This is a genomic window from Bartonella sp. AC329YNZD (genome assembly GCF_042196685.1).
Classification (GTDB): domain Bacteria; phylum Pseudomonadota; class Alphaproteobacteria; order Rhizobiales; family Rhizobiaceae; genus Bartonella.
On the sequence record NZ_JBHIQS010000002.1, the window covers coordinates 139,458 to 156,446 of the forward strand.

The window sequence follows — 16,989 nt, forward strand, 5'->3', positions numbered from 1 at the left end:
TAAGAGGTGTTTTTATTCTTTTCTTAGATAGTTTTTATCCATACAAAAACTCCAGCTTCTCTTGTGATGTACAAAGGAAAGGTATTGTTTTATTCAAAATAAACAGGTTTGAAATGAAAAAATCTTATAATATTTGTTTTTTTATTTAAATTAAAAGCGATACATTACACTTATAAATCAATGTTTTGTAACCACAAGGAGATGGAGGGCAAAGCTGGTAAAAGTACCTGCAATAAGCCAATCGAGAAAGCGAAGATAAAGAGGGTTCTGTTTAAGGATTTTGGTAAGTTTATGCGCTGTAAAAACGACTGAAATTGTAATGGGGAAAGAAATAGGAATATAAGAGAGTCCTAAAAAGAGCAGCTTTTGTGTTGCCATAGGATCATTTGCATTGATAAATTGTGGTAAGAATGTTGCGTTAAAGAGTATGACTTTAGGATTGAGAAGATTAATTCCAATACCAGCAAGATAGTTACGTTTAGAGCTTTGAGGTTTAGAAGATGTTGGTTCAAAGGAAAGTGTCGGGTTTCTCCTTAATGCTTGAAAGGCAAACCATAAAAGATAAAAGGCGCCAACAATTTTCAGAAAAACAAAAGCGTGTGGCGCAGCAAAAATAAGCGCTGATAAACCAAGTGCTACAGCTGTAACCTGAATGGCAAATCCTGTTGCACTTCCCAAGGCGCACATAATTCCAGCTTTTTTGCTTTGTGTAATGGTTCGTCCTACAGAAAGCATCATATCAGGTCCTGGAATAAGTGCTAAAATCAACGATGCTAAAGCAAATTGTACAACAATAGACCACTCCGGTAGAAATGACACGTCAATCTCCTCTTATTTTTAAGTAATGTTCATTATTTATACTTTGAGGCGTCTTTATTTATGCTTTTTGAGTCTTTTTAATGTTGTTTAAAGAGAATTTATTTTTATATTTCTTGTGTCGTTTTAATTTTTTAGAAAAAAAGAACAATTCGTATAGAGCTTTAGAATGAAAAAGTGGAAAAGTATTAGAAAAGTTGTTTTGGCTTATTCGGGGGGATTGGATACGTCAATTATTCTCAAATGGTTACAAAGTACGCTAGGCGTTGAAGTTGTGACTTTTACAGCAGATTTGGGGCAGGGGGAAGAATTAGAGCTTGCTCGTCGTAAAGCTGAAATGCTAGGTGTTAAAGAAATCTACATTGAAGATTTGCGTGAAGAATTTGTGCGTGATTTTGTTTTTCCGATGTTTCGAGCCAATACCGTTTATGAAGGGACTTATCTTTTAGGAACATCAATTGCACGTCCACTTATTTCAAAACGTCTTATTGAAATTGCTAAGGAAACAGGGGCAGATGCCATTGCTCATGGAGCAACGGGCAAAGGCAATGATCAGGTACGCTTTGAACTTTCTGCTTATGCACTTAATCCTAATATAAAGATTATTGCTCCGTGGCGTGATTGGGATTTTAAGAGTCGGACAGATCTGTTTGAATTTGCGCGTATGCATCAAATTCCTGTAGAAAAAGATAAGCAAGGCGAAGCTCCTTTTTCAGTGGATGCAAATTTATTACATTCTTCATCAGAAGGAAAGATTTTAGAAAATCCAGCACTTCCTGCTCCTGAATATGTCCATATGCGTACTCTTTCGGTGGAAGATGCTCCAGATGAAGCAACCAGAATCACTCTTGGCTTTAAAAAAGGCGATGCTGTTTCAATCAATGGAAAAAATTTATCTCCTGCAACTTTACTTGCAGAATTAAATCATTATGGGCGGGATAATGGTATTGGTCGGTTGGATCTGGTAGAAAATCGCTTTGTAGGTATGAAATCGCGGGGTATTTATGAAACACCAGGGGGGACCATTCTTTTAACGGCTCACAGAGCTATAGAATCTTTAACGTTAGATCGTGGCGCAGCTCATTTAAAAGATGAATTGATGCCACGTTATGCAGAACTCATTTATTATGGCTTTTGGTTTTCTCCCGAACGTAAGATGTTGCAAGCAGCTATTGATTTATCTCAAGAACATGTTGAAGGTGAAGTCACGTTAAAGCTCTATAAGGGGAATGTGATTGTTGAAGGGCGCCAAAGTAAAAAATCACTTTATTCCAGTGAGTTGGTAACTTTCGAGGATGATCAAGGTGTTTATGATCAAAGAGATGCGACTGGTTTTATTAAATTAAATGCTCTACGTTTGCGTACATTAGCAAGGCGTCATCAAGGTGATAAAGAAAAGAAATAAAAATTACTTTGATAAGTATCATGTGGGGGAGTGTTTTTGTATAAAACGCTTAATTTAAAAATTTTTACCTGTTTGTTTTTACAGTTCTTTCGTTGAATGTTAGATTTTTCGTTTTTTTGCGAATGACGGTAATAAGCAAGATCCACGAAAATAATAATGAAGGCTCTGATAATCAAAACAAGACAATTTTGCTTTATAACGTTCAATGTTTTTATTTCACTCAGAACGAAATATGTTTACAGTGAGGGTGGTTTTTGTATTGTGACTTAAGAGTATAAAGAAATTTACATCTTTTTGCTTGCTATTATTGACGAATAAATTCAAGAACCATACACCCTATTTTGGAAGATTATAATTTTTAGGATAAATAATGATGCGTAATCAGTGTGATGCCCTTAGCCTTACGCCTGAATTAAAGGATGCGGCTGCTCAATCGAGAACTTGGCCATTTGAAGAAGCACGTAAGATTATCAAACGGTATGAAAAGACGGGTTACCCAGACAGTATAATATTTGAGACCGGTTATGGACCTTCTGGTTTACCGCATATTGGAACTTTTGGGGAAGTTGCACGTACAACCATGGTGCGTCATGCATTTCATATTCTCACAGAGAATAAAGTAAAAACAAAATTACTTTGTTTTTCTGATGATATGGATGGTTTGCGCAAGGTTCCTGAGAATGTGCCAGATCGCGAGAAGATGGAACATTATCTTGGTCAACCGTTGAGCCGTGTACCTGATCCTTTTGGAGATGATTATCCTTCTTTTGGAGCGGCAAATAATGCGCGGTTACGGGCTTTCCTTGATCGTTTTGGTTTTGATTATGAATTTGCAAGTGCTACGGATTATTACAATTCTGGTCGTTTTGATGAAACACTTTTAAAAATTCTTGCTTGTTATGACAAGGTGATGGCAATTATTTTACCAACATTAGGTGAAGAGCGACAGGCGACCTATTCTCTCTTTTTACCGATTTCTCCTTTTTCTGGAAAAGTATTACAAGTACCAATGATTGCGCGTAATGTTGAAAAAGGGACAGTTACTTATATTGAACCTGAAACAGGAGAAACCATAGAAACAGAGGTTACAGGGGGTAAAGTTAAGTGTCAGTGGAAGGTCGATTGGGCTATGCGTTGGGCTGCGCTTGGCATTGATTATGAAATGGCAGGAAAAGATCTTATCGATTCCACAAATCTTTCTTCTAAAATTTGTAAAGTACTGGGTGGAAAGCCTCCAGAGGGATTTAACTATGAACTCTTTTTAGATGATAAAGGGCAAAAAATTTCCAAATCCAAGGGAAATGGCTTAACCATTGATGAATGGCTTACATATGCTCCAACAGAGAGCTTAGGGCTTTATATGTTTTCAAAGCCCAAGACAGCAAAACGGCTTTATTTTGATGTTATTCCCAAAGCTGTGGATGAATATTATGCGCATCTTTCTGCCTATGGTCGTCAAAGTTGGCAAGAACGGCTCAATAATCCTGTATGGCATATTCATAATGGTTGTCCACCGCAGGTTGATTTACCTGTACCTTTTGCGATGCTTTTAAATTTGGTAAGTGCTTCAAATGCAGAGAATGCAGGGGTTCTTTGGGGTTTTATTTCTCGTTACGCTAAGGGAGCAAATGCGCAAACTTGTCCAGAACTTGATCAATTGGTGAAATTTGCCATTAAATATTTTGATGTTTTTGTTAAACCAAACAAAAAATTTCGTATACCAGATGACAGCGAACGAGCAACATTAGCACAAATTGATGCAAAATTAGCCAATTTGCCTGAAACTGTTGATGGCAACACACTACAAAATACACTTCTTGATGTTGCGCGGTTAACGGAACGCTATCAAGATCATAGCAAAAAAAGCCCTGAAGGTGGGCCTGGCGTTTCCAATGTTTTTTTTCAAATGTTGTATGAGGTCCTTTTAGGACAAGAGAGAGGTCCACGATGGGGATCATTTATAGCGCTTTATGGGATTAATGAAATGCGTGCACTGATTGCTGAAGCACTTGCACGACCTATGGAGGAATAATGGAACGAAGAGTACAGGAAGTAAAGCGGCGCCGTACATTTGCAATTATTGCTCACCCAGATGCTGGGAAAACAACATTGACGGAAAAGCTTTTATTGTTTGGTGGTGCTATTCAACTTGCAGGAGAAGTAAAAGCCAAAAAAGATCGTATTCAAACTCGTTCTGACTGGATGAATATTGAGCGTGATCGTGGTATTTCTGTTGTGACTTCTGTGATGACGTTTGAATATGAAAATCATATTTTTAATCTCCTAGATACCCCAGGCCATGAAGATTTTGCAGACGATACTTATCGCACGCTTACAGCGGTTGATAGTGCTATCATGGTATTGGATGGGGCCCGCGGGATTGAGCCTAGAACACTAAAACTGTTTGAAGTGTGTCGGATGCGGGATATTCCTATTGTTACTTTTATCAATAAAATGGATCGTGAGGCGCGTGATCCTATAGAGCTTTTAGATGAAATTGAAGAAAAGCTTGCTCTTGATACCGCCCCCATAACATGGCCCATTGGGACGGGTAAAGATTTCGTTGGGACTTTTGATCTTCATCATAACCGTTTTCGCCAAAAAGATGATGAGATAACCCAGCGGATCGTTTCAAATCCCAGTGAGGTTGTCCATTTACTTCCCCAATATCAACGTTCCACTTTTCTTGAAGGAGTAGAACTCGCTCAAAGTGTTTGCAAGAATTTTGATCTTCAAGCTTTCCGTGAAGGTCATATGACTCCGGTTTATTTTGGTTCAGCTTTACGAAATTTTGGTGTTCGTGATTTGATCAATGCGCTTATTGATTTTGGTCAAAGTCCTCGTGATCAAAGTGCAGATCAGCGCAATATCATAGCAACTGAACCTAAAATGACGGGATTTGTTTTTAAAATTCAAGCGAATATGGACCCTAATCATCGTGATCGTATTGCATTTTTTCGGGTATGTTCGGGAACACTTGAACGTGGTATGAAGACAAAATTGGTCAGAACAGGAAAACCGATGACACTTTCTGCTCCACAATTTTTCTTTGCGCGTTCGCGCCAAATTGCTGATCAAGCCTATGCCGGTGATATCGTAGGGATTCCTAATCATGGAACATTGCGTATTGGTGATACTTTGACTGAAGGAGAAGATATTCTTTTTAAGGGAGTACCCAATTTTGCACCAGAGATTTTGCGTCGTGTTTGTTTGGGTGATCCAATGAAAGCAAAAAAGCTCAGAGAAGCTTTGCAACAAATGGCTGAAGAAGGGGTTGTGCAATTGTTTATTCCTGATGATGGGTCGCCTTCTCTCATTGGTGTTATTGGTGCTTTGCAAATTGATGTTTTAAAAGAGCGATTAAAAATAGAATATTCTTTGCCAGTGAATTTTGAGTCTGCACGCTTTAATTTATGCCGTTGGATTTCAGCGCAGAGCAAAGATGAGTTGCAAAAGTTTCTCAACAATCATCGCTCTGCTCTTGCGTATGATTTAGAAGGTGATCCAGTTTTTTTAGCGGAGAACCATTTTTCATTAAATTATGAAGCAGAAAGAGCTCCTAAGATAAAATTTTCTACTTTTAAAGATTATCAAGTAAGCTCTTAATGTAAAGAAGAATTTTTTATGTAACAATTTGGTTGATAATGATTTTTCATATTGAGTTAGGGATCTGAATATTGTTATTTTTTCTGAAAACAAAAGGAGTATGTAAAGAACACTTTCAGGTTGTATTATATAAAGAGAGAAGTAAATTTATTTATAATATTCAATAAGTTATAATATATTTGTAATTGTGACGTCTTTTAAAATTTTGATATATTTTTTCACAATAGCTTAAGACAAGGTCATATATTTAAGTATTTTGAATGTCAGTTAAAAATCTCCTGTATAAATAGAGCTTTTCAGTTTTTTCTTGTATGAAAATTGTATACAGTCAAAATAAAGCAAATAATCAATAAGATGAAATTTGTTATTCCCAATATGAGATCATATGACTTATAAGCCACGTGTCTTTTCTATATCTTCTGGAACGGCTTTTTTGCCTCACTTTGTTGATGCACTGCTCTCTGGTACCCTTATTGATAATTTTGCTCCCAATGGAGACATTCAAACTGCTCTTGCTGATAGCCTTATTTATGTTCCGACACGTCGTGCTGCGCGCGCTTTGCGTTTAGCTTTTGTTGAAAGAAGTAATACACAATCAACCTTTTTACCAACTATTCGTGCTCTAGGAGATGTCGATGAAGACAGTTTCCTTTTTGTTGAAAATCATACTAGCGCTTTAAATCCGCCTATTGGAGAAAGTGAACGCCTACTGCTTTTAGCGCGCCTTATTCGTCCATGGCGTGAAAATTTACCTGCGCATCTGCGTGCCATGTTTGGTACAGAAGATGTGCTTATTCCAGCTCATAGTGCTGATGCAATTTGGCTTGCTCAAGATTTAGCACACTTGATGGACGAAATTGAAACAGAAGGAGCAGATTGGTCGAAACTTAAAGATATTGCCCCTGACATGGTCGCTGAATGGTGGCAGATAACGCTCGATTTTCTGACTATTGTTACGCAAAATTGGCCACAAATCTTGACAGAAAGACAACGAAGTAATCCCGCTGAATGGCGTAATCAAGCACTCACAATGCATGCAGAGAATTTACGACGTACGAAGCCTGATAAACCGATCATTGCAGCTGGTGTGTCAGGTTCTATGCCCGCAGTTTCTCATCTTTTAAAGGTTATAGCTTCTCTGCCCAAAGGGGCTGTTGTTCTTCCTGGCCTTGATTTTTATATGGATGAAGAACAATGGAATGCATTAAGCACAAGCAATAAAGAAAAAACAGCTTGCGATTTTTTTGATCCTGCAGAAAATATTTTTAGCCATCCTCAATATCATTTAAAAAAACTTCTTTCTCTCATGGGGTGTCAACGTCGCCATGTTTGCGAAATTGGCCAACAAAGTAGCACAAAGAAAAGACGAATGGCTCTTTTATCGGAAGCATTGCGACCTGCTTCTACGACAGATAAATGGATACAAATTGTCCGTGATGATTATGAGGCTCTTTGTGCAGACTGGTCATTTATTGAAGCTATCAATGAACGTGAAGAAGCTCTCGCTATTGCTGTTGCTTTACGCAAAGCTATTGAAGAACCCCAAAAAACCGCAGCTCTTATTACAAATGACCGTAATTTAGCACGCCGTGTTACTGCGGAATTACAACGATTTGGAATTGAAGCAAATGATTCAGGGGGAATACCACTTGCCCAAACATTGCCTGTAACGCTTTTGCGGCTTATCTTAGAAAATGTATTACAACCTGATGATCCCATTGCTTTTCTTTCTCTTCTTAAACATCCCCTTACAACACTCCAACAAAACCGTCATCGTTTACGGGAAATGGCAGAAAATTTTGAACTTTTTGTTCTTCGAGGGAATACAGGGCGCATCAATCTTTGCGAATGTGATCAATTTCTTGAAAAATGGATTGAAACATCTTTTCATAATAGTTCTGAAATCAACGCTCTTGATCAGCAGAAATGTGAAGAAGCACGTTTCCTTTGTCATCTTTTGAGGACAGCTGTTGAACCTTTAACATCTCTTATGAAACAAGAGAAAGAGTGCACCATCAACGAAGCTGCGATAGCAACTGTTGAAGTTTTTGAAAATTTTGGTCGCGATGAGGATAACTCTCTTGCACATCTTTATCAACACGAAGCAGGACAAGCCTTATCAAAGTTCTTACGTGAATTGGTCAGTGATCAATCAGGATTAACATTTCATCTTTGCGAATGGCCTGCTATGTTTTCTGCATTGATCGCAATGCGTTCCGTTACACCTTCTCCTGGAGGACATCCACGTTTATTCATCTGGGGTACTTTGGAATCGCGTTTGCAAACGGTTGATACAGTGGTCATCGGCGGTCTTAATGAAGGGTCATGGCCGATATCAACCCGAAATGATGCTTTTTTATCGCGACCGATGAAAATGATGTTAACTCTGGAGCCACCAGAGCAGCATATTGGTCTTTCCGCGCATGATTTTCAATGGGCGATGGGAATGGATAAAGTGGTGATGAGTCGCGCATTGCGTGTTAATCATACGCCTTCCATTCCTTCACGTTGGCTACAACGCTTAGAAACCGTCGTAGGACAACAAGTTTGGAAACAAATCCGTGCACGAGGTGAAATACTCCTTCATTGGGCAAAGATGCTTGATCATACAAACATGATTTCTGAGGTGAAGCGTCCCTGCCCTGTACCACCTCTTGATATGCGTCCACGTCATTTTTCAGTTACTGAAATAGAAATATTACGGTATGACCCTTATGCCATTTATGCTAAAAAAATCTTAAGGCTCAAACCACTTAAAGCCCTTATTCATAATTCTAGCGCTCCTGAACGTGGAACACTTTATCACGCTATTCTTGCAGATTTTTGCACACAAATAAAAAATCTAAATGCTGCAAATGCATTAGATGTGTTGCTTGCTATTGGACGTAAAGAGTTTGATAAATTCAATTTTCCACCGGATATTGAAGTAATTTGGTGGGATAGTTTTGAAAATCTTGCTCCACGTTTTATTCAATGGGAACAAAGTTTAGGACTGCGAGAGCGATATTCGGAAGTGGTATCACAAAAAATCCCTATAGGAACAACAGGGGTAACCCTTTCAGGACGTGCTGATCGTCTTGATGTTTTGCCAGATAAAACGGTTGAAATTCTAGATTTCAAAACCGGAACCCCTCCTTCATCAAAACAAGTTCGTGAATTATTATTTCCGCAATTGGCTTTAGAAACAGCTTTACTCATACAAGGGGGATTCCCAGATTTTCAAGATTTTACCCCCTCAAATTTATTTTACATTCCTCTTAACAAAAAAGGTGAAATTAAATCCCAATCAATTCTTTTAAAGAAAAAAGACGGAAAAACTCATCTAAATGCTGTTGATCTTGCTAACAATGCATGGGAAAATCTTATCGCACTCATAACTTATTATCAAAATCCACAACAAGGCTATCTTTCACACGCAGTTCCTATGTTAAAACAATATGAAAGTGACTATGATCATCTGGCACGCTTATGGGAATGGTCAAGTGGTTTTCATAAAGAAGAGTAATCATGACGTTTTTTTCTATTCCTGAAGCCGCTCTTGATGCACAAGCAACAGCAACACATCCCCAAAAAAACGTGTGGGTTTCTGCAAATGCAGGATCTGGAAAAACCCATGTTCTAACCGAACGTGTTATCCGTTTGCTTTTAAACGGTACGCCTCCAGCACGTATTTTATGCCTTACTTACACGAGAGCCGCCGCCGCTGTTATGCAATCACGAATTTTTCGCACGCTCTCCAGCTGGAATGAACTCGATGATGCGCAGCTTAAAGAAATCTTATCGAAGTTTGAAAACAAACCTATCAGTGCAACAAAAATAACCTATGCGCGCCAACTCTTTGCTCGTGCTTTAGAAACACCTGGTGGTTTGAAAATACAGACTATTCACGCATTTTGCGAATCTCTCTTGCATCAATTTATGCTAGAAGCCAATATTGCTGGACATTTCGAACTCATAGATGATGTCAACCGCAAGAAATTACTACAAGAAGCTCGCTGCCAACTTTTGAAGCATCATGATGTACAACCCGCTCTAAAACAGCTGCTTAAGGTTATCAGTGAACATACTTTTAACCAATTGCTGTATGAAGCAGCTGAAAAGCAACATAAACTGTCTGATTTTTTGTCTTCTCTTCTGTCTGAAAATGGAGAAGAAAAATTGCGGTCGCTGTTTGATTTAGCACCTGATGATACAAATCAGCAATTACTAGAAAAAATTCAACAGACTGCTCGTCTTCCTCTTTATGCTCTTAACCATTGTGAAACCAATGGAAGTCAAAGCTTCAAGGATATGGTGGCAAAACTTTCCCAATTAGAAGAGGTACGTGATGAGACAAATATTCTCAATAGTATTTCTGATATTTATTTTACAACAGAAGGTAAACCTCGTAATTTTGCACTTATATCGTCTAAAAAATCAGATGAAATTTGGCCTTTTATTCAACAATTGATTAAAGATAAACAAAGCAAGCTTTCTGTTCTTTTAGAGAAATATCAGTGCGTAAAAGTCTGTGCACTCAATATGGCGGCTTTTCAGCTTTGTGCCCTTTATCTCAAAATTTATGCAAATTTAAAAAAAACCAATGGTTTTTTAAACTTTGATGATCTCATTGAGCGCACACTCCATTTATTGCAACGTGAAGGTGCAAGCCAATGGGTGCACTATAAACTTGATAAGGGTCTTGATCATATTTTGCTTGATGAAGCACAAGATACGAACCCTGATCAATGGAAAATTATTCAATTTTTAGCGCAAGAATTTTTTACAGGTCATAGTCAACGTGACAATATACGTACTCTTTTTGCTGTTGGAGATGAAAAACAGTCTATTTATTCCTTTCAGGGCGCTGCACCAGAAAATTTTGCTGCAAATGGGAAAATTATTCAAAAAAAAGCACAACAAGCAAAGCAGAAATTCGAAAAAATACAACTGCATTACTCTTTTCGCTCTACAGCAGATGTTCTTAAAAGCGTTGATCTTGTTTTTGAAACACCAGAAAATTATAAAGGGCTTTCGGCAGAAAATACAAAAACCATACACGAAGCTATCCGTACTCACAGTCCAGGTGAAGTTATTTTATGGGATGCTATTTCTAAAGAAAAAGACGAATTTCCTGATGATTGGCATGTAACTGTTGATCATTTAGATACACCAGCAGTACGTTTGGCAGAAAAAGTTGCTGAAACTATTGCAGGCTGGTTACAAAAAGGAGAAATGCTTCCAGCAAAAGGGCGGTTATTGCGTGCTAGTGATATTATGGTTTTGGTTCGTAAGCGTGATCAATTTGCCCTAGCGCTTTCTCGTGCCCTTAAACAACGCAATATACCTGTCGCTGGTGCAGACCGTTTACAACTTACTAAACATATTAGTATCCGTGATTTAATGGCACTTGCGCGTTTTGTTTTGCAGCCACAAGATGATCTTTCTCTTGCTTGTGTTTTAAAAAGTCCCCTTTTTGCTCTTAGTGAAGAGGAACTCTATCTGCTTGCCGCACACCGCACTGGCTCTCTTTGGCAAAGTTTGTGTACGCATACATCATCGCGGGTATCTTTTAAAGATGCTTTTGAAAAGCTGAACCATTATCGTACTTTAGTGGATAAAATACCAGTCTTCGAATTCTATAGCCATATTCTGAATAATGATAAGGGAAGACAAAAAATTTTAGCGCGCTTAGGCTCGGAAGCCAATGATGTGCTTGATGCTTTTATGGACTACACACTCGCGATTCAAAAAACGGGGTTACCAGGATTACAAGCTTTTTTGGAAACATTAAGTGTCAGTGAACCAGAAATTAAACGTGAGTTTGACCAAAATCATGAAGAAATTCGCATCATGACTGTTCATGCTGCAAAAGGACTGGAAGCTTCCGTTGTATTTCTGGTTGATCCTGGTAGTGCAATCTGGCATCCTCAGCATTCACCTCACTTGCTTGAAGTTCCCTTGAACAATGCACATTTGAGTGATCAACAAGCTTTTATCTGGTGCCCTAATGCAGAATTCGATACAATGCCCTCTAAACAAGCAATTTTGCGTTTAAAAGAGCGTGCTGAAGAGGAGTATAGGCGCCTTCTCTATGTAGGAATGACGCGTGCTGAAGATCGATTGTTTGTTTGCGGGTATAGCGGTGAACGCAATAATCCTCATACGTGGCTACAATTGGTAAAGAAAGCTCTCAAACCGCATGCAGTTCCCATTAAGGGTCCTGCAGAAGATATTGCAGCTTGGCGTTATTGTATCACAGATTCTTCTTCTGCCTCAATAAATCAGGAAGCCTCTCGTTCTGAGTGCCAAACACTTCCACCTCTACCAGATTTTTTCTCTCATAAAGTACCAGCAGAACCAATTCTCCCAAAACCGTTAAAACCCTCAGTAGCGAGCCTTTCTATTGAAGCTGATACAGAACCTTCCTCAAGTCCAAAACAATTTACTATTTCACCTGTTTTAGGAGAAACGAACACAAACAGAGCTTTTTCCATTGAGTACGGTAATCTCATTCACCGATTGTTACAATATTTACCCGATTGTCCCCCACAAAAACGTCGAGATTATGCTCAAAACTATCTCAATATCAAAGCCTCTCATTGGCATGAGAGCCAAAGAGAAGATGCTCTTTGCCATATTTGGAAAATATTAGATCATGTTTATCTCAAACCCCTTTTTTCTGAGCATTCACGTGCTGAGGTTTCCTTAATGGGCATTGTAAAAATTCGTGGAAAAGAACAAGTAATCTCTGGTCAAATTGACCGTCTCTACATCACGCAAAACAGCATTATCTTTGCCGATTTTAAAACGGGAACCCCACCAGAAAATGAAGCCGCTATTGCTTCCCATCATTGGTTGCAAATGGCTCTTTATCGAAAATTATTGCAAGCTATTCATCCCGATAAAGATATACAAGCTCTGCTTATCTATAGTAAAGAAGCCAAAATTTTCAAACTTTCTCCAGAAAAACTTGAGGCATTTCTTAGTGAAGTTGCCTTATAAGTTAGTCTTTTCCTTGCAAAGCATTTTTACACTTTATTTACTTTCATAAAATCGCTCAAACAAACACAACGCACAATCTCTGATGTAAAAAAGTCCTTTAATAATTTATCTTTGCAATAACTTGATATGAATTGTTATTATACCAATCTATAAAAAGTGAATATAAAGGATAAATCAATGACGTGTATAAAAGTTGATAAGGATAATTTTGAAAGTGAAGTTCTAACCTCTTCCACCCCTGTTGTGGTTGATTTTTGGGCAGAATGGTGTGGCCCTTGCAAAGTGATTGCTCCAATTTTGGATGAAGTTTCAATAGAAATGCAAAATCAAGTTAAAATTGCTAAGGTAAATATTGATGAAAATCCGGAACTGGCTACCCAATACGGAGTACGTTCTATCCCTACATTACTAATGTTTAAAAATGGAAATATTTCATCGAATATGGTTGGCGCTACCTCTAAAGGACGTCTTTCTGAGTGGATAAAAAATGGCCTTAGTTAATGCCATACACAGTAACGATAAAGGAGAGAAATTTTAGTCTCTCCTTTTGATTTTTTTTACATTCCTTTTCTGTAATACATTGTAATAGCAATTCAATTAAATCAAAAATTTAAATGATTTTAAGAATCCACACTGTTATACGTAATTCAATAGATCATTTTTTATCAAAAAATTGTCCTGTATGAACAATGTAGGCAATTCCTTGTTTATATGCGTGCCAACGAATATTTAAGTGAATGATATTTTCTTCTTAGATAAGACTATTGAGATAGATAGTGCTTTCAACACATAAAAGGAGATTTTAAGCAAAAACTTTGCAAATTACTTTTTTGAAGCTCACAATTTTTAAGCAGAAAGAAACAAGCAATTCACTACAGGTTATATAATGCTCTTCTAAAGGGTTACCACTTCAATTTAAAATTCTCTTATACTATTCTCTAAAATCAAAATTGTAGGTATCAGATTCTCTAAAATAAATTGATGAATTCCTATAAATTAACGACTGTTCTTTGCAATTTATGTCATTGTTATATGAAAGAGTCAGCATTTCACTTCATCTTCCATGGTTGGTGTCTCCATTGAAGCCTTCTTTATGTTGTCCATCATCTCAAATTTCATAGGTAGTACTGAGGTATTATCAAATTAAAAATGATGATGTCCATGTTTTTTTTAAAATGTACGAATTGCGAAAGACTGTTGCAAACATTCAATGGAATGTTGCGCTGATTTAACTGTTACATGACGCCCATGTTCTTTATAATGTAAGGTGAGTGCAAAAGTGGCAAGCTCTAAAAGAGCTGTATTTCTTTCTGGCCACTCAACAAGTAAAATATTTTTCTCACGAGCTTCATGAAGCCCTAATTCATCAATTTCTTCTGCCATAGAAAGGCGATAAAGATCAGCATGAATAATTTCAAACTTTGGAAGTTGATAGCTTTGCACAAGAGTAAAAGTAGGGCTTGGAACATCCATAGTGTTATCGTTCGCAAGTGTTTGAATGATTGTACGTGCAATGGTTGACTTTCCAGTTCCAAGATCTCCTTGCAGCGTTACAAGATCTCCTGGCTTTAAAGAAAGAGCTAAATTTTGTGAAAAAAGCTTTGTTGCCTCTTCATTTTCAAGAAAAAAACTAAAATTCATTAAAAGTTCCATGAAATGGATGAAAAATTTTTGTTATCATAAAGGTTAAAATTAAAAAATCGTATCTCCTTTGGAGAGTGGGAAAAAACATTTAACTGTTGTTCCTTTTCCAGAACCGGTAAGAATTTCAACATGTCCACCGTGTAGTTCAACGAAACTTTTTACAAGGGAAAGGCCAAGACCCGCTCCCGCACGCCCACCATGGTGTGAATGGGAAGAAAAACGTTTAAAAATACGATCAAGGACATCTTCTGGGATGTCAGAGCCCTGATTGTGAACGCTAAAGACAATGTTATCATCTTGTTCATCAACGCAAAATTCAATAGTACTCGCCTCCGTTGCAAAATTAATAGCATTACTCAGGACATTCACAAAAATTTGATGCAAGCGCTTTTCATCAGCAGAAATAGAATTTAAGGAAGGAGAAATTTGTTGTAAAAGCGTAATATGACGTCCATTAAGGCGATCTTCTACACGTGCTACTGCTTGTATCATAGCATCGGCAATGTTAACCGATTTTATGTCCAACTCCATAATGCCTGCATCAAGGGTAGCAAGATCAAGAATATCGTTAACAATATTTAAAAGAGTTCCTGATTCTGAATGAATGTGTTCAAGATATTCTTGTTGACGTTCATTGATAGAACCGAAAATTTGATCACGTAAAATATCGGAAAATCCAATAATATTGGTGAGAGGTGTGCGTAATTCATAAGAAACATGTTGGACAAATTCATTACGCAAACGATCAGCACTTTCTAATGCTTCATTTTTTTCTTGAAGAGCACGCGCAATATGGACAGTGTCCGTAACATTCACAAAAGTAAGCATCGTTTGTCCATTAGGAAGAGGGACCAGAGTATAGTCAATAATCATATCATTTTTAAGATCTATACGACCTGAAAATGTTTCACGTTTTTCAGCAAAACCGGTAATGAACTTGGTAAATTGATCCCATTCTTGCCCCAAGGTTAAGGCTGAACAATGGCTTTGTAACTGTGTAATATGGGTTCCTTCTACCAGTAAATTATAAGGAAGAGACCACAATTTCGACAAGGCAGGATTCGATAAGCGAAGGCGTCCATCAGTACCAAAAACGACCACACCTTCAGAAAGTTTATCAAGTGTTTCACCTTGTATTTTAATAAGTGTATTATAACGGCGCTCAAGATCAATTTTTTCGGTAAGGTTTTCGTAAAGCCAAGTGACACCTCCTTGTGGATGAGGGTTCGAGACAACACGCACCGTACGCCCATCTGGAAGATTCCAAATTTGTTGGTTCGATTCTGTTTGCCAATAGGCTTTTAAAAGTTCTTCTTTCCATGCGCGCCAATCAGGGTGTTCAGCAATGAGCCCCTTTTCACGTAAACGTTCAAGAAACAATGTATGGCTTGGTTCACTTTCTAAAAAAGAACTCTCCAACGGCCATAAAATTTTGAAAGCGTGATTACAGAATTTTAATTTTTGGTTTGTATCAAAAATGGCTACAGCTGTTGAAATTTGGTCAAGTGTTTCACAATGACTTTGAAGAACATATCTTAATTCATGAGCAAGATTTTCATAGGCGCTGTCATCACGTGCAAAAGCTGCCATCCCTTCAGCTGTTGTAATACGTGTGAGATGAAAACGGTGCCGTTCTCCACCAATAACCGTATGAACATGTTCTTGAAAAATTGTTTCTGTTTCATCTGTTTTGCGTTGTGTATTTTCATTGAAAAGATCCCCCACGTCATCACTGTCTTCACGAAAGTCTGTCATTTCTCTAAAGGCGCGATTGATAAAACAAACTTTTCCTTCACAATCTTTTATCCATACGGGCTCTTGAATAAGATCAAGAAGATTACGCTGCATTCTCAGTTCAGTAAGAAGGCGGGCGATATCTTTCTGTAAACGAGCATTTTCACTCTGTTGTTTTGAGATATCTTGAAAACGAGCAATGGCGACTGTTCCTGCGATGACTCCTGTAACTTGTAGCAGTACATTGTTTGTGGTGGTGATAGAAAGATCAAAAGGGTGACATTTACAACGGAGTTGAGTCAATGCATAATCAAGTTCTCGCAGAGAATTTTCTTCAACCCAGAGCTCAAAACGCTGAAAATCTTTCTGATCGATTCCTATTTTTTGCAATGTGGAAAGAGCACCAACAACATGGGGTAAGGTTGTTGGATTTTCCCAAATAAGAAGGAATTGCTCGGTTTCTTCCAGAAGCCATTCATAATATTTAAGTTTTTCAGAAAAATTTGCCTGAATTATCTTCAAAGGCTTCTGTGCAGTTTTTTTTGCACGCACGGTAACAGCTATACATGAGAGAAGTGAAGCACAAGAAATTCCTCCACACAGCGCTAAAAGCAGCCATGGACCATTCGGCAAAGTGAAGAAAAATGGTAAATAACCTTCCAATGACTGAGAAAAAGCGCATGTTGGAGAAAAAAAGAAAAAAAGGCAAAGTATATACGTATAGATTCGGATCTCTTTTTGAGTTTTTTCTTTGGGGTTATAGTCACCAAAGCTGAGCACGACATCTTTCCCTTTTTTAA

At 37.8% G+C, this 16,989-nt stretch carries 9 protein-coding genes; 6 read left to right on the forward strand and 3 right to left on the reverse strand.

The window, feature by feature from the left end; translation table 11 throughout:
- Window positions 1-177: 177 nt before the first annotated feature.
- A complete protein-coding gene (locus tag ACFIMW_RS01865) occupies window positions 178-819 on the reverse strand; it encodes a LysE family translocator (RefSeq protein ID WP_375606111.1) in 642 nt (213 codons plus the stop codon).
- A gap of 166 nt (window positions 820-985) precedes the next feature.
- Here ACFIMW_RS01865 and ACFIMW_RS01870 point away from each other — a divergent pair, with 166 nt between their 5' ends.
- The 6 genes from ACFIMW_RS01870 to trxA all read left to right on the forward strand — a co-directional run bounded on the left by ACFIMW_RS01870 (window position 986) and on the right by trxA (window position 13,312).
- Complete coding sequence (locus tag ACFIMW_RS01870) at window positions 986-2,221, forward strand: argininosuccinate synthase (RefSeq protein ID WP_375606112.1); 1,236 nt, start codon at window positions 986-988, stop codon at window positions 2,219-2,221.
- 370 nt (window positions 2,222-2,591) lie between these two features.
- A complete protein-coding gene (locus ACFIMW_RS01875; RefSeq protein ID WP_375606113.1) occupies window positions 2,592-4,253 on the forward strand; it encodes a lysine--tRNA ligase in 1,662 nt (553 codons plus the stop codon).
- The gene (locus tag ACFIMW_RS01880) at window positions 4,253-5,827 is read left to right on the forward strand and encodes a peptide chain release factor 3 (RefSeq protein WP_375607918.1); all 1,575 of its coding nucleotides are present in this window, start codon (window positions 4,253-4,255) and stop codon (window positions 5,825-5,827) included. The genes ACFIMW_RS01875 and ACFIMW_RS01880 overlap by 1 nt, the downstream gene beginning before the upstream one ends.
- Before the next feature lie 385 nt (window positions 5,828-6,212).
- A complete protein-coding gene (gene addB, locus ACFIMW_RS01885) occupies window positions 6,213-9,332 on the forward strand; it encodes a double-strand break repair protein AddB (RefSeq protein WP_375607919.1) in 3,120 nt (1,039 codons plus the stop codon).
- A gap of 2 nt (window positions 9,333-9,334) precedes the next feature.
- Window positions 9,335-12,811 (forward strand): double-strand break repair helicase AddA, encoded by a 3,477-nt coding sequence (addA, locus tag ACFIMW_RS01890; protein WP_375607920.1) that lies wholly within the window; start codon window positions 9,335-9,337, stop codon window positions 12,809-12,811.
- A 177-nt stretch (window positions 12,812-12,988) separates the two neighbouring features.
- Complete coding sequence (gene trxA / locus ACFIMW_RS01895) at window positions 12,989-13,312, forward strand: thioredoxin (RefSeq protein ID WP_375607921.1); 324 nt, start codon at window positions 12,989-12,991, stop codon at window positions 13,310-13,312.
- Between the two features lie 669 nt (window positions 13,313-13,981).
- Here the strand turns inward: trxA and tsaE are convergent.
- Both tsaE and ACFIMW_RS01905 read right to left on the reverse strand, forming a co-directional pair.
- Complete coding sequence (gene tsaE / locus ACFIMW_RS01900; RefSeq protein WP_375607922.1) at window positions 13,982-14,452, reverse strand: tRNA (adenosine(37)-N6)-threonylcarbamoyltransferase complex ATPase subunit type 1 TsaE; 471 nt, start codon at window positions 14,450-14,452, stop codon at window positions 13,982-13,984.
- 51 nt (window positions 14,453-14,503) lie between these two features.
- Window positions 14,504-16,969 carry an ATP-binding protein gene (locus tag ACFIMW_RS01905; RefSeq protein ID WP_375607923.1) on the reverse strand — a complete coding sequence of 822 codons (2,466 nt, stop codon included), beginning with the start codon at window positions 16,967-16,969 and terminating at the stop codon, window positions 14,504-14,506.
- Between the last annotated feature and the right edge of the window lie 20 nt (window positions 16,970-16,989).